General features: G+C 46.9%; 21 protein-coding genes and 1 pseudogene. 11 read left to right on the top strand and 11 right to left on the bottom strand.

Annotated elements, in window-relative coordinates:
* Positions 1-93 precede the first annotated feature (93 nt).
* Entirely contained in the window at positions 94-786 is a 693-nt protein-coding gene (locus tag MJO57_RS11650; protein WP_252022306.1) for a homeobox domain-containing protein, read from the bottom strand.
* Positions 787-1,330: 544 nt separating this feature from the next.
* On the opposite strand from MJO57_RS11650, the gene MJO57_RS11645 reads away from it, so the two are divergent.
* A complete protein-coding gene (locus tag MJO57_RS11645) occupies positions 1,331-1,714 on the top strand; it encodes a DUF2237 family protein (protein ID WP_252025468.1) in 384 nt (127 codons plus the stop codon).
* Positions 1,715-1,908: 194 nt separating this feature from the next.
* Here MJO57_RS11645 and MJO57_RS11640 read toward each other — a convergent pair.
* Positions 1,909-2,166 (bottom strand): annotated as a pseudogene (locus MJO57_RS11640) (winged helix-turn-helix transcriptional regulator); the annotation flags it as partial.
* Between the two features lie 80 nt (positions 2,167-2,246).
* On the opposite strand from MJO57_RS11640, the gene MJO57_RS11635 reads away from it, so the two are divergent.
* A complete protein-coding gene (locus tag MJO57_RS11635) occupies positions 2,247-3,287 on the top strand; it encodes an IS1595 family transposase (RefSeq protein ID WP_252018759.1) in 1,041 nt (346 codons plus the stop codon).
* Here the strand turns inward: MJO57_RS11635 and MJO57_RS32740 are convergent.
* A complete protein-coding gene (locus MJO57_RS32740) occupies positions 3,273-3,398 on the bottom strand; it encodes a hypothetical protein (RefSeq protein WP_256493277.1) in 126 nt (41 codons plus the stop codon). The genes MJO57_RS11635 and MJO57_RS32740 overlap by 15 nt on opposite strands.
* Before the next feature lie 746 nt (positions 3,399-4,144).
* On the opposite strand from MJO57_RS32740, the gene MJO57_RS11630 reads away from it, so the two are divergent.
* Positions 4,145-5,323: a hypothetical protein gene (locus tag MJO57_RS11630; RefSeq protein WP_252025464.1), complete on the top strand. Its 1,179-nt coding sequence runs from the start codon at positions 4,145-4,147 to the stop codon at positions 5,321-5,323.
* A gap of 137 nt (positions 5,324-5,460) precedes the next feature.
* On the opposite strand, the gene MJO57_RS11625 is transcribed toward MJO57_RS11630, so the two are convergent.
* A complete protein-coding gene (locus MJO57_RS11625) occupies positions 5,461-6,822 on the bottom strand; it encodes an ISNCY family transposase (RefSeq protein ID WP_252017318.1) in 1,362 nt (453 codons plus the stop codon).
* Positions 6,823-7,085: 263 nt separating this feature from the next.
* Between MJO57_RS11625 and MJO57_RS11620 the strand changes: the two genes are divergently transcribed.
* Together MJO57_RS11620 and MJO57_RS11615 are read left to right on the top strand one after the other, a co-directional pair.
* Positions 7,086-8,723 (top strand): IS1634 family transposase, encoded by a 1,638-nt coding sequence (locus MJO57_RS11620; RefSeq protein WP_252019985.1) that lies wholly within the window; start codon positions 7,086-7,088, stop codon positions 8,721-8,723.
* A 151-nt stretch (positions 8,724-8,874) separates the two neighbouring features.
* The gene (locus tag MJO57_RS11615) at positions 8,875-9,786 is read left to right on the top strand and encodes a hypothetical protein (protein WP_252025462.1); all 912 of its coding nucleotides are present in this window, start codon (positions 8,875-8,877) and stop codon (positions 9,784-9,786) included.
* A gap of 3 nt (positions 9,787-9,789) precedes the next feature.
* Here the strand turns inward: MJO57_RS11615 and MJO57_RS11610 are convergent, their stop codons facing one another.
* The 3 genes from MJO57_RS11610 to MJO57_RS11600 all read right to left on the bottom strand — a co-directional run bounded on the left by MJO57_RS11610 (position 9,790) and on the right by MJO57_RS11600 (position 13,232).
* Complete coding sequence (locus tag MJO57_RS11610; protein ID WP_256491761.1) at positions 9,790-11,067, bottom strand: IS4 family transposase; 1,278 nt, start codon at positions 11,065-11,067, stop codon at positions 9,790-9,792.
* A gap of 389 nt (positions 11,068-11,456) precedes the next feature.
* Positions 11,457-12,818 carry an ISNCY family transposase gene (locus MJO57_RS11605; protein ID WP_252017318.1) on the bottom strand — a complete coding sequence of 454 codons (1,362 nt, stop codon included), beginning with the start codon at positions 12,816-12,818 and terminating at the stop codon, positions 11,457-11,459.
* Between the two features lie 201 nt (positions 12,819-13,019).
* Positions 13,020-13,232 (bottom strand): hypothetical protein, encoded by a 213-nt coding sequence (locus tag MJO57_RS11600; RefSeq protein ID WP_252025460.1) that lies wholly within the window; start codon positions 13,230-13,232, stop codon positions 13,020-13,022.
* Between MJO57_RS11600 and MJO57_RS11595 the strand changes: the two genes are divergently transcribed.
* Positions 13,231-14,745 (top strand): IS66 family transposase, encoded by a 1,515-nt coding sequence (locus tag MJO57_RS11595; protein WP_252017330.1) that lies wholly within the window; start codon positions 13,231-13,233, stop codon positions 14,743-14,745. The genes MJO57_RS11600 and MJO57_RS11595 overlap by 2 nt on opposite strands.
* Before the next feature lie 101 nt (positions 14,746-14,846).
* Here the strand turns inward: MJO57_RS11595 and MJO57_RS11590 are convergent, their stop codons facing one another.
* The 3 genes from MJO57_RS11590 to MJO57_RS11580 all read right to left on the bottom strand — a co-directional run bounded on the left by MJO57_RS11590 (position 14,847) and on the right by MJO57_RS11580 (position 17,087).
* Positions 14,847-15,329 (bottom strand): IS1595 family transposase, encoded by a 483-nt coding sequence (locus MJO57_RS11590; RefSeq protein WP_252026893.1) that lies wholly within the window; start codon positions 15,327-15,329, stop codon positions 14,847-14,849.
* Positions 15,298-15,786, bottom strand: a complete 489-nt coding sequence (locus MJO57_RS11585) for a transposase (RefSeq protein WP_252018121.1) — start codon at positions 15,784-15,786, stop codon at positions 15,298-15,300. The genes MJO57_RS11590 and MJO57_RS11585 overlap by 32 nt, the downstream gene beginning before the upstream one ends.
* 344 nt (positions 15,787-16,130) lie before the next feature.
* Complete coding sequence (locus MJO57_RS11580; protein ID WP_252017306.1) at positions 16,131-17,087, bottom strand: IS1595 family transposase; 957 nt, start codon at positions 17,085-17,087, stop codon at positions 16,131-16,133.
* Positions 17,088-17,377: 290 nt separating this feature from the next.
* Here MJO57_RS11580 and MJO57_RS11575 point away from each other — a divergent pair, with 290 nt between their 5' ends.
* The 5 genes from MJO57_RS11575 to MJO57_RS32735 all read left to right on the top strand — a co-directional run bounded on the left by MJO57_RS11575 (position 17,378) and on the right by MJO57_RS32735 (position 19,654).
* A complete protein-coding gene (locus MJO57_RS11575; RefSeq protein WP_252025458.1) occupies positions 17,378-17,836 on the top strand; it encodes a DUF6444 domain-containing protein in 459 nt (152 codons plus the stop codon).
* On the top strand, positions 17,814-18,029 hold the full coding sequence (locus MJO57_RS11570; RefSeq protein WP_252025456.1) for a hypothetical protein: 216 nt from the start codon (positions 17,814-17,816) through the stop codon (positions 18,027-18,029). Before MJO57_RS11575 ends, MJO57_RS11570 begins: the two co-directional genes overlap by 23 nt.
* Positions 17,951-18,889 (top strand): IS66 family transposase, encoded by a 939-nt coding sequence (locus MJO57_RS11565; protein WP_252021416.1) that lies wholly within the window; start codon positions 17,951-17,953, stop codon positions 18,887-18,889. The genes MJO57_RS11570 and MJO57_RS11565 overlap by 79 nt, the downstream gene beginning before the upstream one ends.
* A 266-nt stretch (positions 18,890-19,155) precedes the next feature.
* On the top strand, positions 19,156-19,518 hold the full coding sequence (locus tag MJO57_RS11560; RefSeq protein ID WP_252025454.1) for a hypothetical protein: 363 nt from the start codon (positions 19,156-19,158) through the stop codon (positions 19,516-19,518).
* 7 nt (positions 19,519-19,525) lie between these two features.
* Positions 19,526-19,654: a hypothetical protein gene (locus tag MJO57_RS32735; RefSeq protein ID WP_256493276.1), complete on the top strand. Its 129-nt coding sequence runs from the start codon at positions 19,526-19,528 to the stop codon at positions 19,652-19,654.
* Between the two features lie 36 nt (positions 19,655-19,690).
* Here MJO57_RS32735 and MJO57_RS11555 read toward each other — a convergent pair whose 3' ends face one another.
* Positions 19,691-21,175 carry a M48 family metalloprotease gene (locus MJO57_RS11555; protein WP_252025452.1) on the bottom strand — a complete coding sequence of 495 codons (1,485 nt, stop codon included), beginning with the start codon at positions 21,173-21,175 and terminating at the stop codon, positions 19,691-19,693.
* Positions 21,176-21,356 lie beyond the last annotated feature (181 nt).

Below are 21,356 nucleotides of genomic sequence, written 5' to 3'. Positions count from 1 at the left end.
CCGGTATTGACTGATTCATCCTGCTGATCAGACAATTCGACCCCATTATTGCTTTGGATACGATACTTTAGAATGTATTGCTATACGTCATTCTCATTGACATGATGTACTGGAAATAGCCTGTGAAGTAGTCGCTACAGGAACCTCAGGTTCAAGAGATTCAGGTTGATTACAGTCAGCGACTGAAGAAGACGGTCGTGCCTGAGAAGTTTCTTTGATTTTCACTAACATTTCTTGCAGCGCATCAACAGGTGATTTTGCTGTAGCGCTACAAACAACCGTATTCCTCTCGGAAAGCAAAGTGTATTTCTGCTCTATACCCATTCCTTGCAAAGAAACCGACTCCACGCGTCGGGGCCTTCCCCAAGACTTGGGAACGGCCCTGGATACCTCAATATTCTGAACACTGTTGCCTGCATTCACTGAACGAGCACGTTTTATAGTCGTCCTTTTGTTCTGAAACCAGATTTTTACCTGTTCTTCCGTGATTTGTAATATTGAAGCAAGCTTAGCTCGTTCACAATTTGATACATAATAATTATGTTGAAAAAATGCCTTATTTAGCCTTTGAACTTTCCATTCAGGAAAGCTTGTACGTTGCTTACGTTCTTTTTTCTTAGGTTTCTCAGATTTCTCAGGGCCTACTTGCTGAGAGGGCCATTCATCCGCATCAGTTCCTCTATTTGACGTATCCAAAAAGGAACCGGGTTGGTCACTCTCCCGCCTCATATCCAATGCCCGGGCGGAAGCCACTATATAATCATCGGGGCAATAACCAGAACTCATTCTAGGTCCTGTCAGTCCCTGAGGGGAACAATGACGCAGATAAGGATCAAAAGCTGAATTCATTGCAGCCCCACGAAACAAGGGAAAATTACTTGATATAATATCCGCACATGAATCCCTTGCCCCATAACTGCTTGAGGTGAAAGGGTATGCGCCCCTTGCCTGATACATCACTGGCGAAAGACTATTTACGTAACAGAATGGATAGGGATCATACGGCGTTACAGAAAACCTGCCATATGTAGAGGTCGCTTGTCCACCTGCTGGCTCACAGATTGAACCGGTATGAACCGTTTGGGATGAGCTAACAGCACTAGACAACGCTGGGCCAGGTTGGTCGGGAGAGCCTGCCGGATTCATAAATTCAGCCAATTCGTTGTAGGTAAAATTATACTAGACGTAAGCATCAAAAAATCTAATCAAGAATAAAAGTTTTCCCGATGGTTCTTAACGGATTCCGGGGAACGGACAATGATGTGGTATTCCCGACGATAAAACCTACTCTTCCCGTAGGTTCGGTTATTGAAATGCTGGAGTGAAATGGATGGCCGAGTCATTCTTTGAACAACAAAATGTGCTGGGCTTAGTGCTGGAAACCTGCTGCCAGGAGCCTGTGACCGGTTTTTTCCGGGATGGCTTCTGCCATACCCACCCCGATGACCAGGGTGGCCACACGGTCTGTGCTCACATGACCGATGAGTTTCTGCAATACTCTCTATCCAAAGGCAATGATCTGATCACGCCCTGGGAAGAGTGGGGCTTTCCCGGGCTCAAGGCTGGAGACCGTTGGTGTCTTTGTGCGGCCCGGTGGATAGAAGCTTATGAAGCCAATGCTGCCCCCCCGGTTTATATTCGCGCCACCCATATCAATACCCTGAAAATGATTGAGTTGGCGGTATTGAAGCAACACGCTATAGATCTGTGTTAAACGATGACGTCGGTGTTTAGCTGAATATCTGCAAGATACTCTGGCACCTGCCTCTTGAGGCCAATCAATTCAGAGAACTGGCCCGTCATTTACCGGGAATTCCTTCAGAACTTCTATCAATCCAGCTGAAATCATTGATGAACATAACCTTTTGCATCACGGGCGAAGTCCTTGGATGCGGTTGTTATGTTCCCTTACTCGAAGCCATCTGCCCATGACGTGTCGGCCATGCGAGGATCGTCGATTTTCTGCCCGAAGCAGTTAAAGCGTTGTTCACGTTTGAAGATAAACGGCTCAAACCGCATACGGTAGACTTTGTTAGTCATGCCGTTGCCATGGGTGCGTTGCTGCAAGCTTTCGATAAAACCTTCCTGCTCCAGTTTTTTCAGGCACTGGTTAACGGTTGGCCTGCTCAGGTTTAACAATTTAGCCATCGTGTTTTGACTGGGCCAGCACTCACCTTGTGGGCTAAGTTACCGTTAATGGTTGAATCAGCTAAACTCCCATAAAATCTACGTTGTAGGGGAGTGATATGCAATCTGAACTCTTCAAGAATTTTATTGATTCCATTTCAACATTAACCAGTGAACAGCGAGACATTCTTAACAACTCGCTCCTTAGTACTCAAATAGAGGTTACCGAGGTAGTAGAAACCACTGACTCTGAACCTGTTTACAGTGAATCTATACCCAATAACGATAATGCAACACCTGACGTAGAAAAGAGCATACTTGCCCAATTTGCCGAAAACCCCAGGTGCCCCAAATGCAAAAGCCATAGCGTTGGTCGCTGGGGCATACGAAATGGCCGACAGCGCTACCACTGCAAGACTTGCGACTCAACGTTTAACGCCTTTAGTGGAACGCCTTTGGCAAGGCTCAGGCACCCTGAAAAATGGAACAAGTACCTCGCAGGTATGACTCACTCTATGGTCTTGCGACCAGCTGCTGCTGAGAATGCCATTGACTTGAAAACTGCGTTCCGCTGGCGTCACCGCTTTCTTGAAGTGATTAATAATGATCAAGCAGAAGAGCTTTGTGGCATTACTGAGCTTGATGAAACATTTTTCCGTGAATCCTTCAAAGGGCAAAGAGAAGGCCTTCCACGGCCAACCCGAAAGCGGGGTAATGATCCCAACAAAGCCCGAAAAGTCCCGGTAATGGTGGCTCGGGACCGTAATCGAAATACCGTTGACGGTGTATTAGAAAACGAAAGTGCTAATGAATTGTGCAGGCATTTAAATGGCCGCATATCGATACAGGCCACGGTCTGTGCGGATGCACACCTCGCTCACGAAAAACTTGCTGACAAGCTTGGATTTGTCTTCAAGGAGCTGGTGACATCAGCAGGTCAACATGTTGTTGAAGGCATCTACCACATCCAGACTGTAAATTCTTATCACAGTCATTTAAAACGCTGGATTGGCGGCGTATTCCAAGGGGTTGCAACTCGTTACCTTCCCCATTATCTGGCCTGGAGGCGAGAACTGACGGCAGCAAAAAAATTAACTGTTGGCCGGTTGATCAGCAGAATTACTGAACATTGGTGCTTCCAACCATTAACGGTAACTTAGCCCACCTTGTGCATTGGCATAACTGGCCAGCAGGATCAGCGCCAGCATTTGTGTGGTATTAAGCCGGTGCATTTTCTCAAGCTGAAGTTCCAGGCGAATCAATTTCAGCACCCCGATTGTGTACGCGAACGAAATCATTGCTATACTGCCTTTGAGCGATAGCTCACTTGATTAAAGAGAAGCCCAGCGAGGAGTCCCCACTCCGTTTGAGCTGGGTTTTTTCTTGCGTACTAACCGTAGAACACCCTTTAGAAAAAGCAAAAAAATTCGTGGGGAAATATCAACAGAGGCCCGTCGATATATTCAGAAAGCCCGTTGATCCAGCTAACATAAACAAGGTAAATAAACAGTATCAAAGAACAAGTTGCACAAAGCGGCCTGCGTTGGTGAACATAACACTCTATTTCTCGAGTCTGTCAGCCGCCTTGGTTCTTCTGGGTCATTAGTCAATTAAGAATTTACGGTTCCACACGAGTCAACTATCAGAATCTGAATAACTGGATTCACTCAGCCATCTCACCAAAAAATGACGATGACTTCCGCGCTATTCTCCGGCTAACCGGGATGGAAGATCAGCTGGATAACTTGAGAAACCTGGCCAGCAAAGTCAGAGGTGCTCGGCAATCGGCTGCACATGAGCTACGACAGCTTCTGGGAGAACACCTGAACGAGTTTGATATCAATCAGCTAGTCAAGACTGGCATACAGTCCATTGACATGTTGGGATCTGGCCATAGTCAATATACAGCCATTCGCATTGAGGAAATAACCAACAAAACAATACCTGTTGCTGTCTCCCGGCTCAAACGCCAAATTCCCTTTTCTGATTCTCAACTCTCATTTAACAGGCAGTGATCATGACAACAACTACCAAAACACACCGTTCTACCCGAGATGAGCTGATTGAAGGGTTGTTGAAGGCCGAGCTTGTTGGCCCACAAATTTCTCCTGCTATTCCTTCTGACAGCCTTTACAGAAAAAGCCTCCCGGAAATTAAGCCTCTGGATATTAATGGTCTTGTCAACTTCTCTAGTCATGAGGAAGTAGCAGCCATGTTTGTAAATAAAGCAACAGGTGAAGAGATACTTAAATTAAGCCCGTTTGCTCGCTATGGTTGTGGCATTCTCTACCCTCAGGAGTCGGTATCTGAAACCGTTGATACAGAACCTCAAGACGAGTCATCCCCTGTAAACAGCATTGAACCAGCAAGTGAGAACAACAGTAACAGAACAGGCAATTTATCAGGTGACCAAACGGCAGAGGATAGTGATTCACCAGACTTTGATGTTTCACTGACCAACGCTCGCCTGCCCTCATCAATGGCGATCAGTTTTGTTCTTGATACTGATTCATGTGAACGACTGACTGTACATATCTCAGCAGCAACCTACAAAGCATTCAAGGTTACCGTTGGTAGTTTTACCCATGACTGGTGGTACAGAAGCCCATTTTCCCTGGAAATTGATATTCCCTCCGCATCTATATCAGCACATCACTCGAGTAACATAGCCGTATCTTCGGGCAGAAAAAATGGTGAAGTCCCCGAAGATCTTTTGAATGTAAGAATGATCAGTCGCCCTATAAGACCAACAGGGCAGACACTGATCACTATTGCCATTACCAATGTCTCCGAACAACACTCGCCATCATCCGCTCTTTTTCAAACTGAACTATCCATTTCAGCATTGGACAGCAAGAGCCAAGGCTGCATTCTCCCCTACCCTGAAAATAACGGATCAAAAAATGGCGATGAAGAGTTGGCCAGTTATGAGCTGCTCTACCGTCATGACCAGACTTTTGCTATTGGTCATGGCTGTGCAGCTGATTGGGACAGTTCACCCGGGGAAGGAAAACAGCGGGTTGACCGTATTTTTAGTCAAATCATACCAACGTATGAAACAGCAAGCATTACTCCCGACATTATCAAACAAGATGGCCAACCTCTTTCTGTTTCTATGGAGGCGTTATCTAGTTCTCGTCCAAAAACGCATCAGGCAATCATAATTAGATTGTACGTGCGTTTTGATATTTCCTGAAATTCCAGAGAGCCGCAAAAACTCTTCCCTTTTTTTCTCTAATCTGGGACGGATATTGGAGAAAAACGCGAAAAGCAGGCAGAAAACATCCTCCCACCATGCTGGAAAGGTACTTTCATGTAGCGTGGAGGTGGCTATCAGGATGGTGCCGGGTGTCTGGCCAGAATCACCAGGTTGTAACAGACCACCGATAACCAGCAATGAGAATCAAAACGCTCAGAACCCTTGCAGTGGCAACGTGATAGCCCAAAACATCTCTTTAGCCACGAAATTCCCGCTTCAATACCTGCCCGGAAGCGAAAGAGCGTTTTATACACATACTGACTTTTAGTCATCTCTTCGACTTCAAGTCCGCGCTTCTTATTAAAAGCTACATCGCTGATTCCCATGGCCTTGGCTTTTTCCAAATTAGCGCGACACGCGTATCCGCCGTCACCGCTTGTCTGGCGAGGTACACGACCATAAATTTCTTTTTGTCTTTCCATCATCGGAATGAATTGGTCCGAATCCGCTGGGTTACCTTCCTCAATAACCAGGTCCAGGATCAATCGACTTTTTCCCTGAACCAGGTTCAGTTTATGGCCATACTGTACTTGCCGCCTGTCTTTTACGATGATATCCGTATGGGGTTCATACAGGCTAACCACTTTTTCCTGGGCTGGCACCTTTTCACCCTTAAAGACCCTGCGCTCTGTCTGGGAGACTATTGCATCCACCAGGGGTAACAGGTGATCCACATCGGCCTGCCACTTGTCGGCATCATCAGCCAGGAGACACTGCCCCTGCTGACGGGCGTTTGCTAGCGTGACAGTAGCTTCGATAAGTACCTTCCGGGATTTTCGGGTCAACTGCAGCAGTTTTTTATAATGCTGATGCCGCTCTTCTTTGCCAGCGTAGATGCATTTTCTGGCCGCATCTTTTACGGCTCGGTTGTGATGGGTATATTCATAAAGCGGTGTCGCTGTCAGTGTTTGTCCCCGTTCCAGCAGCCGACAAATTTCTTTAACGGAACTGGCTAAAAGATCACTGTCGCAAGGAGGTTTGATATCCGATTCGGTGACTGTGCTGTCAATAGCCACAGTGCGCCCTTTTTCAATACCCTGATCTTTAGCGGTCATTAGCTGACAGTTATTAATCCGTTCCCATGTAGATGCAGTAAGAAGGCTGATGAGCCCATGCAAACTGGAGCGACTGGGGCGCTGGTTTGGTTCGAGGCGACAAAAGTCTCGAAAGAGCATGGAGTCCATCAAAACAAACGACAAGTAGTCATAATCACAATTCAAATACTGTTTCAGGAGTGCCGCACGAAGAACGGATTCTGCTGATAGTCCGTTCCGCCCAGTGTTCTGTTTATCACCAGAACTTAAGTCCTCATAAATCCAGTCATTGAACTGTGGATGGGCGTCAAGCCATTGCGAGATACCGGAAAGCTGGGAGCAGATTTCATGAGGTACGTAATGGAGTTCCATACTACACTGCGGGTTGCGTTTTTTGCGCATTTGGAGTCCTCTGTTTTTGGCAATCCCTTATGTTTCTTGCTCTTGGGAAGTTTAGTCGCCAGATAGCAGTAGGGCTCCACTTAATTTTTCAGGATAAAATCTACAGTTTTCAATTGGTTGTGTTTTTGGACGAGAACTATCTAAACTCCAAGGCTCCAAGGATAATGATGGTGTAATTCAGTTACAGCCGTCATTCAGCACTCAATCTGAGAATTTCCCTACACCGGCTAAAATGTAAAAAATTCTCAGAATGAACATGTCCAATGCATCCTCATCAGTTCCACATTCAACGTATCGATCATATGGGTTTGGTTGCCGGTATGTGCAAAGAACTCGGTATCTCTAATCATCTGGATTCCCTGGTTCCTAACCAATCTGAACACCGGAATATTTCCTTTGGCGAAACCGTAGTATCAATGCTGCTTAACGGCCTTGGGTTCACTGCCCGCACGCTTCATATGTTCCCGGAGTTTCATGCTGATAAACCGCTGGATAAACTCATCAGGCCCGGTATTAAACCCGAACACATTAACGACAGTGTACTCGGCAGAGCCCTGGATCAGCTTTTTGAACTGGATGTAAGTGAGGTCTATTTATCGCTGGCTGTCAAGGCAGTGAATGTCTTAAAACTGCCGTGCAAGGCTCTGAACCTTGACTCAACAAGCTTGCATGTGGACGGCGTTTATAACAGCGAATCTGACGTCGACGAAGAAGATATGCACTGTATCAAACTCTGTCGTGGATACAGCAGGGATCATCGACCCGAGCTCAACCAGGCAATACTGCTGATGATGACGGAAAATCAGGCCGGTATTCCCGTTTTTATGAAAGCGTCCAGTGGCAACGTAAACGACAATAAAAACTTTAAAAAAGTCATCAGCAGCCATTTGAAATCCTACCGGGAAGCCCTGAATAATCGCTACCTGATTGGTGATGCAGCACTTTATACAACAGATAACGTACAGATACTTCATCAGCAGGGCCAGCAATTTATCACCCGGGTTCCGTCAAAAATCAAAGAAGCCAGAGAACTGATTGACAGTGTCGCTTCTTGTGAAATGACACCAGTGGAGGGTGCTGAGGGCTATGAGAGTCATGAAATGCTGTCAGATCATGCGGGTGTCTCCCAGCGCTGGATTCTGGTCCGCAGCGAGCAGGCTCGAAAGAGCGAACAAAAAACACTGCTGAAAAAAATGCTAAAGAAGTCTGAGAAAGAAGCAGAAGCGCTGACCAGTAAACTGGCCAAAAAAGCCTTCAAGTGTGAAACCGACGCATTGCGTGCGTTCGATGAATGGCAGTCAAAAACTATTTATTGTCAGGCGGAACCTGTCATTACTGAGAAACCCTGCTATACCAAGGTAGGTCGTCCGGAGAAAGGCTCTAAACCGGACAGTATTGAATATTATGTGAGCGGATATCCTTGGGTATCCGTTGACTGTCGCAAAGATGCAGAGTGTTCTCTGGGTTGCTTTGTGCTGGCGACGAATGATCTGGACGACAGTCGGCTGAGTACAGCAGAAGTGCTAAGTACTTACAAATCACAACAGTCAGTAGAGCGTGGCTTTCGGTTTTTGAAGAGCCCGGAGTTTCTGGTTTCTTCGCTGTTTTTAAAGAAACCGGAACGAATAGAAGCCTTGCTGATGGTGATGACGCTGTGTCTGTTAGTGTATGCGGCGATTCAGCATCGAATTAGGCATGAGCTAAAACGACAGAGTCGGTTTTTCCCGGACATGAAGCGGAAACCCTGCCAAAACCCGACAGCGCGTTGGGTGTTTTTCTGCTTTCAGGGTATCAACGTGCTATTGGTCGATGGACATGAAAAGCATGTGGTTGGATTACAAGAAAGGCAGTTGACTATTATTTCAATTCTTGGGCGACCGTATCAGGAAATTTATTCCTGATACGGGTGCTGAATGACGGTTACAGGAACTGATAAACGAATATCAAACATGGATAACCCAAAAGGCCTCAACAATCCCTTTGTTAGCCAACAAGCAACTACAGGAAACAGCTGAAAGACATCTTGAGGACTGTCGTCTTTGCCTTCAGCGAATGCAAACAGGACTTAACCTTCTGACAGGAGTCGATGAAAAGTCAAAACTGGCTCGTGAAGCGTTTCGTCTGGCTAACATGGCCATGTTAACCCAACAAAAACACACCTTCCGAGAGCCCAGACATTCAGTAGTAAAAGCGGGTAAAGCTGTATTCCCGGAGTTTCAACTAAACTCTGGAGCAGGGGGACAGTGGCGGGCTTTTCAAATAGGCTTTCTGCTGATGTCTATTGCATCCTGTGTCAACAGAGAGGATCGATTTCGAGAAGATGTTGATTTAATCTGGTTCCCAACCGGTGGAGGAAAGACAGAAGCCTACCTGGCTCTCACCGCATTCACCCTATTTTATGACCGGCTTGCCAAAGGTGAAGACTGTTTCGGGGTACAGGTTCTCATGCGCTACACACTGCGACTGCTCACTACTCAGCAGTTCACACGTGCTGCGACGCTTATCTGTGCCATGGAAAACCTTCGCCAACAGCGGGGTGATCTTGGAGACCAGCCCTACTCTATTGGATTATGGGTAGGAGGGGCCAATACTCCCAATACACACCTGGGCGCTCAGGACGATTTGAAACGCTTGCAGTCAGGCAAGGGAGAAAACCGGTTCTTGCTCAACAAATGCCCTTGGTGCGCTGCTGCAATGGGCCCATCTCAAAAGAAAGGAAAAGCCAGAAAACAGCTGACTCCCGGTTATAAAAAATCGGGTGATGGCATCTCTCTTCATTGTCCGGACTCTAAATGTGACTTTTCTCATCAACTTCCGGTAATGATTGTTGATGAAGACATCTATCAGCAGCGACCAAGCCTACTGATTGGTACGGTGGACAAATTCGCCCAATTATCGTGGCGCAGTGATGTTCGTCGCTTATTCGGAATTGATCAGCACGGTAAGCGCCAGTTCTTAAGGTAGACATTAAGCTCCACCCACTGCACAGAAGCCTAATCTTGTACGCCCTGAACAACCATCCCGTGCAGGGTGTTCTCGTTTCGCATTATTTCCCCAGAAGTCCAGTAGCTTTTTAATGCATGAGACCAATGACTTTCCTGCATTCATCAACGATGAAATCACATTACCAAACAGGTGAGTCCCACTTTTCATCACCTTGTGCGTCGAGATTTCCTCAATGCTCCCACTTTCACAGAGGTTCGCCTGTGCAGCATGGGCAAGGTACCTTTTCAACGTCACAACCACAAAGGACATCAGAATCAGGCTAAACACCAGTGTCGCTGATTTGGTGTTAAAACGATGCCACCCTGAATAGGATTTGATCTCTTTGAAAATCAGCTCTATCTGCCACCGTAGACGATAGGCCTGGAGCACATCACTCAAGGTGAACTCCACCCGGTTCAGGTTGGTCACAACGAAAACCCACTTCTGTTTTTTGTCATTCCAGCGGACAACCAAGCGGAATGGCCAGGCTTTGAATCCCGGCCATTCTACATCCAGGTCGAGGCACTGGTCTTTGGGGAAGCCAGACAGTACATCCTTCAGTTTTTGTCCTTTGTAGCGATTGAGATTCTTGCCATCCTCCCGTACCGCGCTGAGTATCGTCGGGTTGATACTCTGAGGTGCCTTGCAGATAAAAGAACCCTCCCTGTCATCAATAGCGGCAAAGAGTTCCAGCTCAAAATAACCGGCATCCATTAGCATCAGGATATAGGCCATGGATGTTGGCAGTGGTGGCAGACAGTCTCTTTCTGAACGGGTATCTTCAGTCAGCTGCACCCGCACCAGGTTGTTGGTGAGAAGATCCATTGTCGTATGAAGCTCGACGGCAGCAGGACTGACCGTTGAGAACCTGCCGGGAAATGCTTCTTTCAGGGCATCATAGACAGCTTGTGACGAACCGTCCTGAATCAGAATGTGCTCAAACTCTGAAAATGGACTGTCTTCATCAAACGCCATGACTTTGCGGGAAAATATTTCCAGACACTGCACCCATAGCCACAGGATAAGAGTAGGCAGCGCGTCCTTTTTAGCTTGATTTGCCCAAGAACGATAAGAGACATTCAGCCCCGTCAACTCGTTAAATTTACGGTGTAGATCCGCCTGGGTATCGCAGTTTCCATCACCAGCGAGGGCATCGATCAGTGAGAGGATAAAATCCAAAGGACGGATATCTCGCTGTCGTATAGTAAAACCAAGCTGTTCCGCCATACTTAGGAGTTCTGACCGGTCGAAACAGGTCAACAGTTTTTTTCAACTAATCTACTATTTGCAGTACTCATCTTGTTCAGCCATTGATAATGGTTTCGAAGCTTTATTGTGGCTGTTCAAGGTGGGTTCTGCCGCCGGAAACGAACCTTTTTTGAGCTTAATGTCTACCCTAAGAGCGCCAGTTGACAACACCTACATTAATTAACCAAATAAATAGCTAGTTCTCGTCCAAAAACGCATCAGGCAATCATAATTAGATTGTACGTTCGTTTTGATATTTCCTGAAATTCCAGAGAGCCGCAAAAACTCTTCCCTTTTTTTCTCTAATCTGGGACGGATATTGGAGAAAAACGCGAAAAGCAGGCAGAAAACATCCTCCCACCATGCTGGAAAGGTACTTTCATGTAGCGTGGAGGTGGCTATCAGGATGGTGCCGGGTGTCTGGCCAGAATCACCAGGTTGTAACAGACCACCGATAACCAGCAATGAGAATCAAAACGCTCAGAACCCTTGCAGTGGCAACGTGATAGCCCAAAACATCTCTTTAGCCACGAAATTCCCGCTTCAATACCTGCCCGGAAGCGAAAGAGCGTTTTATACACATACTGACTTTTAGTCATCTCTTCGACTTCAAGTCCGCGCTTCTTATTAAAAGCTACATCGCTGATTCCCATGGCCTTGGCTTTTTCCAAATTAGCGCGACACGCGTATCCGCCGTCACCGCTTGTCTGGCGAGGTACACGACCATAAATTTCTTTTTGTCTTTCCATCATCGGAATGAATTGGTCCGAATCCGCTGGGTTACCTTCCTCAATAACCAGGTCCAGGATCAATCGACTTTTTCCCTGAACCAGGTTCAGTTTATGGCCATACTGTACTTGCCGCCTGTCTTTTACGATGATATCCGTATGGGGTTCATACAGGCTAACCACTTTTTCCTGGGCTGGCACCTTTTCACCCTTAAAGACCCTGCGCTCTGTCTGGGAGACTATTGCATCCACCAGGGGTAACAGGTGATCCACATCGGCCTGCCACTTGTCGGCATCATCAGCCAGGAGACACTGCCCCTGCTGACGGGCGTTTGCTAGCGTGACAGTAGCTTCGATAAGTACCTTCCGGGATTTTCGGGTCAACTGCAGCAGTTTTTTATAATGCTGATGCCGCTCTTCTTTGCCAGCGTAGATGCATTTTCTGGCCGCATCTTTTACGGCTCGGTTGTGATGGGTATATTCATAAAGCGGTGTCGCTGTCAGTGTTTGTCCCCGTTCCAGCAGCCGACAAATTTCTTTAACGGAACTGGCTAAAAGATCACTGTCGCAAGGAGGTTTGATATCCGATTCGGTGACTGTGCTGTCAATAGCCACAGTGCGCCCTTTTTCAATACCCTGATCTTTAGCGGTCATTAGCTGACAGTTATTAATCCGTTCCCATGTAGATGCAGTAAGAAGGCTGATGAGCCCATGCAAACTGGAGCGACTGGGGCGCTGGTTTGGTTCGAGGCGACAAAAGTCTCGAAAGAGCATGGAGTCCATCAAAACAAACGACAAGTAGTCATAATCACAATTCAAATACTGTTTCAGGAGTGCCGCACGAAGAACGGATTCTGCTGATAGTCCGTTCCGCCCAGTGTTCTGTTTATCACCAGAACTTAAGTCCTCATAAATCCAGTCATTGAACTGTGGATGGGCGTCAAGCCATTGCGAGATACCGGAAAGCTGGGAGCAGATTTCATGAGGTACGTAATGGAGTTCCATACTACACTGCGGGTTGCGTTTTTTGCGCATTTGGAGTCCTCTGTTTTTGGCAATCCCTTATGTTTCTTGCTCTTGGGAAGTTTAGTCGCCAGATAGCAGTAGGGCTCCACTTAATTTTTCAGGATAAAATCTACAGTTTTCAATTGGTTGTGTTTTTGGACGAGAACTAGCTACTTTGATTATGGCTCTATTTTGATTACGAACTGCTCTACAGTGAAAACTGACTGTAGGTCACGAAAAACAAGGATTGAGCAACATTACCGGACAATATGCTGACAACCTTTGTAGATAAAGGGCTTCAGCAATGTTCAACCCAGTAGCAGTCTGAAATCCTACAAGAGCCTTGATTATTTGTAACTGTTCAGCACCCCCACATAAATCTGGAATTTTCTGATTTTTATACCATCCTCTTAAGCACCATTTTTCCACAATATTCGCCAGCATGATTCCAGAACTACCCGCAACTATGTCGGCTGAGATTCTCTTGAAAGAGAATGCAGAGCTGCGGATGAGAGTTGCCTGTCTGGAAGAGCGATGTCGAGAATTGGAAGAAAAGGTTGGCAAGAACAGTCAAAACAGCAGCAAGCCGCCATCGTCTGATGGTTATCAAAAACCTTGTAAAAACAGTAATTCTCCAGATCATTCTGACGACCTTTCCGCAGATAAAGGTACCGATCCATCGGATGAAAAACCCAATCCTAAAAGTCTGAGACAGTCTTCTGGTAATAAAGCCGGTGGAAAGAAAGGGCATCAGGGCACTTGTCTTAAACAGGTCGATATCCCTGACTATATTGAGTACCTTCCGGTTAAAGAATGCAATAAATGTCAGGCGTCTCTTCTTGATAGTGAGCCGGTCAAATATATTGAACGACAGGTGTTTGAACCAGGGAGACCGGGTGAATTTGAAGTAACGGCCCATAGAGCTGAAGTAAAAATCTGCACTTGTGGTTGTCGGAATCAGGCTGAATTCCCGGAAGGTGTTACCGCTGCCGCACAATATGGCTCAGCCACACAGGCTATGGCCGTCTATCTTAACCAATACCATTTCCTGCCTTTTAAGCGCGTGTCAGAGTATTTTAATACTCTCTATAAAATGAGTGTAAGTGCAGGCACTGTCGCCAATTTTGTGGCCAGAACCTATGAAAATCTGGCTTCTACTGAAGAGGTTATTCGTGACGCCTTGCGGGAATCGTCTGTTGCCGGAGCCGATGAAACGGGTATGCGGGCCGAGGGCTCTTTGCACTGGCTACACGTTATGCGGGATGAACAATGGACGCTCTACTACTTGTCTGAAAAGCGAGGTCGTGAGGCCATGGACACGATGGGCATACTGCTAACATTTGCAGGCGTTCTGGTTCATGATCATTGGAAATCCTATTTTGCATATGCGGCAACTCACGTACTTTGCAATGCCCATCACCTGAGGGAGCTTTTGGGTGTTGTTGATAGGGACAGCAATCAACTGGCGTTGCGATTGATGAAGCTACTGAGGCTTTCCTGGCATTACTGCAAGGGCTTTAAGACCATAGGTATGCTACAGATGCCAAGTGTTGTCTGTGAACGAATCGAGAAGATTTATGACCGGTTGCTTCAGCGGGCTCTAATGAAAGAAGTCGTCTATATGGAGAAGCAACGAGAGGAGCTTAAGCGCAAGAAAGTCAAGAATACTAAAGCTTACAATCTCTTCAAACGACTCACTGAGTTCAAGGCTGAGACACTGCGCTTCATGTCAGATTTTACCATTCCCTTCGATAACAATGGCAGTGAGCGGGATGTTCGAATGGCCAAGTTAAAGCAGAAAATCTCAGGCTGCTTCAGGAGTGCAGACGGTGGTTCTATGTTTGCACGGATTCGCAGCTATTTGTCGTCTGCCAGAAAACAGGGAATGGACATATATCAATCACTTCATAGAGCTGTTCGGAATTACTGTAATATGCCTTTGCTCAGTGCTGAATAGTTACGATTATTTTATCGGTCAAACTGGTTAATCGCAGTCAATTCATATTTACCTGCTCGCTCATCAATAAACCTATAAGGCTCTTTTCCAATTCCAGACTGCTATGTAACCAGCAAGTTGACTAAGGGCTGAAGAAGACTTTTGCCTCTTCGGCCAATATTATGCAAAAACTCAAAAAAGCCAAGGTAAAGGGGTAAAGCCTCTTGGGATATTCCCCTGTGAGGCCTTAGCCACGAGCGTAGAAGTGACCAAAACCCCTCCATAGTATTAACATGCACCTCGTAAATACCGTCTTTGTCATCATCACGAGCATACTCACCTTTGCCGTGACAGACCGTTTTATGTCTGAAGCCCCAGCTTTCAAGGTCATCATAGATGTTGTATTCATCGGTATAAATCTGGCTCTGTGGGGCTACGTGTTTCTTGATAAATGGTTCGATTGTCGCCTTCTTAACGTTCGACAGCATGTTGATAATGACCTGACCTCCCCTTTGAATCATTCCCAATACCGGCGGTTTGTCTTTTTCAAGAGTCCCACGGCCCGGAGCGCCTTTAAGCCTTCTTTTTCTCGGTGGACGATCCAGATTTTTTTAATGCTTCAGGGTGTCCCTTGTGACCAGCTACAATGTAGACCTCGTCGAATTCAACTTCGCCATCAAGAATCACTTCAGGCTTTCGGTCAACAACACCATTTCGTAAGACTGTGGTCATATGGTGTGCATCACTGACACACAGATCAAGTTCCTGAGCTATCTGGCTGTTGGAGACGTTCAGCCCCATTAAATAGAGACAGGCAATCCAGACTTTGAGTGGTCGGTGGTGTCCTGCGAAAACCGTATTTGTCAGGTCATCGAAGTAGCGCTTACAGGACTTACAGTAATAGTGCTGGCACTCTACCTGCACATTGTCGTGTCCATTCTTTTTGACATTCTCAGAATCACAGTGCGGACAGAGAACAGTGCCATCTGGCCAGCGGTTCTCACGGATCATCTCAAAGCAGGTGTCATTACTGATGAGATCTGAGATTCGGCCTATATTCATGGTCAATGCTGGCGATGGCTAATTATATCCACCAAGGATAGTTCAGCAGTTCGGAATTCGAAAAGAGCCAAAAGGAAACCTGATTACCACTGATCGTACGTCATGACACAGGGAAAGATAATTTAAGAATATACGTGCAGCTTTTCATTCTTTATGTCTATAATCCGGTAAAGAAATAATAGAACCTCTCCAGTATTACCGGTGGAGCAGGCATCATGACGGCTTGTTCTCCAGATTATCAACTAAATTCGGTTTCATAACCGCTCCGAACAAGCAAAGACCCACATCATCATTCGAAATAATGATATTAATACGTCAACTGACTTTCAATTATCGGTTGATGGCTAACCCGGTTTCCACTGGACGTCTGGCAGTTTGAGAAGTCGATCCGGCATCGGTGCTGTATTGACTGCAGCCCGACCTAGCCTTGAGATCATTGAAGGCATATCAAAACGCCGGTTAAACCGATAGTTGAACTCTGATAGATAACGGCCCAGATGCTTGGGGTCGAGCTTATGGTAAGTACCGGTAATCGCTGTTTTCACGTTTCCCAGCATGGTATTTACCCAGGTGAACAACTCATTCTCCATGGATGCATGCCCACCACCGGTAATGATGGCTGTGTGCTGGCATCCGGCATCTTCAATACCCCGGAAACAGGACAAGCCATCGCTGACGGCCCGGACACCCTTTTTCAGGGCATGTTCTGCCCACTCCTGAATGGTTTTTCGCCGGAAGTTATCAACGGCATTGAACTTCATGTAGATAGGGTGGTTATCAGCATCTGTCTGAACTGCGGCCACGAAGGGGGCTTTGTTCTCTGAGCCTCTGCCCCGGCGGCCTCCGTGGCGCTCTCCGCCCCAATAGGCGTCATCAATCTGAACAAAACCACTCAACTGCCAGCTGTTATCTCTTTCCATCATGACCTGCATGAGTTTGTGTTTCATGCGCAATGCGGCATTGTAGGAAATGCCAAGTTGTCGATGAAGCGTCAGGCAAGAAATCCCCGCTTTATTCTGGGTGACGAGATAGATACCCAGAAACCAGGTAGCTAGAGGCAGCTTTGTTGAGTCAAAGATAGTGTTACTGGTAAGCGAGGTTTGGCAACGGCAGCAATTGCACTGGAATTCAGCTTTCCGGTGAAGCTTGCAGAAACTGCGGGAGCCACACTTCGGGCATTGGAAGCCATCTGGCCAGCGCCAAGAGGACAGCGCGTTCTCACACTGCTCTTCACTGCCGTAATTAGCCAGAAATTGCATAATGCCAAGGCCTTTTTGGAACTGAATGGTGTTTTTACACATCAGTTTTACCTCCAAAACACATGACTATCGACGTTTATTATAGCAGCTGGCTCACGACGTAGGGTCGGTGGTAATCAGGTTCATTTTTGATACACTGCTTTCAGTGATCTTCTTTATCATCTCTACGCAACTCCCAAGACTATTCTTATCTGATTCGGACAGGATTCGGATTCTGAATACTCAAACCGTATCACATTATTTGTAACTGTTCAGCACCCCCACATAAATCTGGAATTTTCTGATTTTTATACCATCCTCTTAAGCACCATTTTTCCACAATATTCGCCAGCATGATTCCAGAACTACCCGCAACTATGTCGGCTGAGATTCTCTTGAAAGAGAATGCAGAGCTGCGGATGAGAGTTGCCTGTCTGGAAGAGCGATGTCGAGAATTGGAAGAAAAGGTTGGCAAGAACAGTCAAAACAGCAGCAAGCCGCCATCGTCTGATGGTTATCAAAAACCTTGTAAAAACAGTAATTCTCCAGATCATTCTGACGACCTTTCCGCAGATAAAGGTACCGATCCATCGGATGAAAAACCCAATCCTAAAAGTCTGAGACAGTCTTCTGGTAATAAAGCCGGTGGAAAGAAAGGGCATCAGGGCACTTGTCTTAAACAGGTCGATATCCCTGACTATATTGAGTACCTTCCGGTTAAAGAATGCAATAAATGTCAGGCGTCTCTTCTTGATAGTGAGCCGGTCAAATATATTGAACGACAGGTGTTTGAAACCAGGGAGACCGGGTGAATTTGAAGTAACGGCCCATAGGGCTGAAAAAAATCTGCACTGTGGTTGTCGGAATCAGGCTGAATTCCCGGAAGGTGTTACCGCTGCCGCACATATGGCTCAGCCACACAGGCTATGGCCGTCTATCTTAACCAATACCATTTCCTGCCTTTTAAGCGCGTGTCAGAGTATTTTAATACTCTCTATAAAATGAGTGTAAGTGCAGGCACTGTCGCCAATTTTGTGGCCAGAACCTATGAAAATCTGGCTTCTACTGAAGAGGTTATTCGTGACGCCTTGCGGGAATCGTCTGTTGCCGGAGCCGATGAAACGGGTATGCGGGCCGAGGGCTCTTTGCACTGGCTACACGTTATGCGGGATGAACAATGGACGCTCTACTACTTGTCTGAAAAGCGAGGTCGTGAGGCCATGGACACGATGGGCATACTGCTAACATTTGCAGGCGTTCTGGTTCATGATCATTGGAAATCCTATTTTGCATATGCGGCAACTCACGTACTTTGCAATGCCCATCACCTGAGGGAGCTTTTGGGTGTTGTTGATAGGGACAGCAATCAACTGGCGTTGCGATTGATGAAGCTACTGAGGCTTTCCTGGCATTACTGCAAGGGCTTTAAGACCATAGGTATGCTACAGATGCCAAGTGTTGTCTGTGAACGAATCGAGAAGATTTATGACCGGTTGCTTCAGCGGGCTCTAATGAAAGAAGTCGTCTATATGGAGAAGCAACGAGAGGAGCTTAAGCGCAAGAAAGTCAAGAATACTAAAGCTTACAATCTCTTCAAACGACTCACTGAGTTCAAGGCTGAGACACTGCGCTTCATGTCAGATTTTACCATTCCCTTCGATAACAATGGCAGTGAACGGGATGTTCGAATGGCCAAGTTAAAGCAGAAAATCTCAGGCTGCTTCAGGAGTGCAGACGGTGGTTCTATGTTTGCACGGATTCGCAGCTATTTGTCGTCTGCCAGAAAACAGGGAATGGACATATATCAATCACTTCATAGAGCTGTTCGGAATTACTGTAATATGCCTTTGCTCAGTGCTGAATAGTTACCATTATTTTTGGCATGGAGTTACTATTAGCGTGAAATGTCAGTGATAGCAAGGGTTGTAGCGTTTTTCGTTTTGTGCTCTATAGTGCTAATTGGCAGGCTTTTACTGTGTCTTCTTCCCCATGTGAGAGTAGGACATCGCCAGGCACCATGTTTAACTTGAGTATGCTCAAGGCTGAAAACCCCGATAGAGCAATCTGTTGGGGTTTTTGTTTTGTAGAGAAATAAGCGGTTGATTAAGTCCACCTTGCTTCAGGCAGGGTTTTGATTCAATGGCAGCAGTTGCTCAACTTCTTCAACCGTTCCGGCTATTGGCAACAGCTCAAATACTGTCTTCAGATAACCCTCATCACATTACCGAATGAGTTTGTCCCACTGATTATTCAGTTACCGCAGCGCCTTGCCTGTCAGCGTTTTTGGTGGCATCCGGGTAAGGCTTTATCCAGCCATAATACTCGAGTAAGGACCGTATGCGCTAGCAGTGTAAGTGCTGATCTGCGCAGGGGGTGGCAGGAGGTGGCCGCCATTTCTGCTGTGACTAATGCCGCCTGGATACACTATCGTGATTACACTCGCACAATCCAACGCAAAAATAATGATTTTGCAGCAGACTATCGTCCGGAATAGTTCGACTATGCAATGGGCAATGGGCAATGGGCAATGGGCAATGGCAAAAGTTGCCAGGCTTTCGATTGGTTCTGGTGAAATCGACGGTTCAAACAGTGCGATCGCAGGTGAGGCTGAAAACTCCCAGTATCTGTAGAAGCTCTCAGACACTGGGGGATGATTTGCTGAAGAACTATGAGTTTCTCAGCTTCTGGCGATAGTTTTGCATATCCGTCAGCTTCTGCTGAAGTTTTGATTTGAGAGAGAAGTTATCTCCGGACATTTTCACAGCGTACTGCAGGTGTTTGATGGCATCATCTAAATTGCCATTCAGGAAGAAGTACTCAGCGCGTGATTGGTGCAGGCCGACAATATCCTCTGCAAGCCCCTGGACTTCAGCCAGTTCGAACCAGATGTCCGGATCGTCCGGGCGGAGGCGGCTAAGTTTCTGAAGCTCATGTCGTGCGCCGACATAATCCTGCTGTTGCAACAGGATTTCTGCGCGCGTTGCCAGAAGGGGGTAACTTTCCGGGTTGGTGCTCAGCGCCTTGTCGATCCGTGTAAGGCCCTGGCTGGCTTTGCCGGATGCTGCTTCCAACAGTGACTGGGTCATAATCAGGTGAGGATTATCAGGGTATTGTTGCAGCAGGCGTTTCATCTGGTGCTCTGCTACCGTGAAGTCTCGGGTTTCTATGCTGGCCAGCACCAACCCATATCGAGTGGGAGCATGGCTGGTTTTTGATGTGGCCGTTAATCCGGACTCTAATCTCTTGTTCAGCTGTCTGACCATTTCATGATGATTGTTACTGCTCAGTACTGCAGCACGCATTCTCATGAACTGGTAGTTCAGTGAGCCTTTACCTGTTGTTAATTTCTGGGCGGACATTTGGTCTGCGCGAGCTCTTGAGTCGGCAATCCGGTTTTCTGTTACCGGGTGTGTGAGCAGAAATTCGGGGGGGCGGCTACCATACCGGCTGGCTTTATTCATTTGCTCAAAGATTTCCGGCATTGCCTGAGGGTCGAAGCCTGCTTTGGCCAGGGTGGTTATGCCAATGTTATCGGCTTCCCTTTCAAACTGGCGGCTGAAGCGCAGACGTGCGCTTTGCATCCCCGCGACGGTTGAGGTCAGTGCTGCGGCGCCGGCATCACCACCGGCCGTTGCCATGATCAGGATAGAACCAAGGATCGCAGCAGCATTTGGGATACTTTGATTACGGGCCTCTTCTACATTGCGAGCGTAGTGCCGCTGACTCAAATGAGCGAGTTCGTGTGCCAGTACGGCCGCAAACTGAGCTTCAGTTTCGGCATTGAGAAAAAGCCCTGTGTTGACGCCCACAATGCCGCCAGGGGCAGCAAATGCATTCAGAACGGGGCTGTCAATCACCAGAGGAACGAGCCGATGATCCTGAAGTTGGCTGGAAGCGGCGAGCCGGAAGATAAGATTTTCCAGATAGTCTTTCAGTTGAGGATCGGGAACCATGGGTGTCTGATTACGAAGGGCTTTCAACCAGGAACGTCCCAGCTCATACTCTTCTTGCTGAGAAATAACGGCAGAAGTCGTATCACCAAGGCTTGGCAGGTTCAGGTTGCTACTATGTACAGCATTGGGGTAGCTGGACAATACCGTGGTTAAACTGGCCGTTAGTAGAAGTGCTGACAGAATGCCCACTGGTTTCATAGAATATCCATACTCGTGTTTTCTACGGTACACTTTATCACGAATCCGTTGATGACGAAGCTGTCTGACACGGTGCTGTTATAAAAATGGTTGATCATGAGTGGGATATTACCTCTTTTGATCTTTTTCCCGCTAAAGTGCTTACACAGTTCTGACGCTTTACTATTGTGGATGTTCCGGT

The organism is Endozoicomonas sp. SCSIO W0465, assembly GCF_023716865.1.
GTDB lineage: Bacteria > Pseudomonadota > Gammaproteobacteria > Pseudomonadales > Endozoicomonadaceae > Endozoicomonas.
Note: the sequence above shows the minus strand (reverse complement) of the source record. Positions and strands in the feature narration are given on the sequence as shown.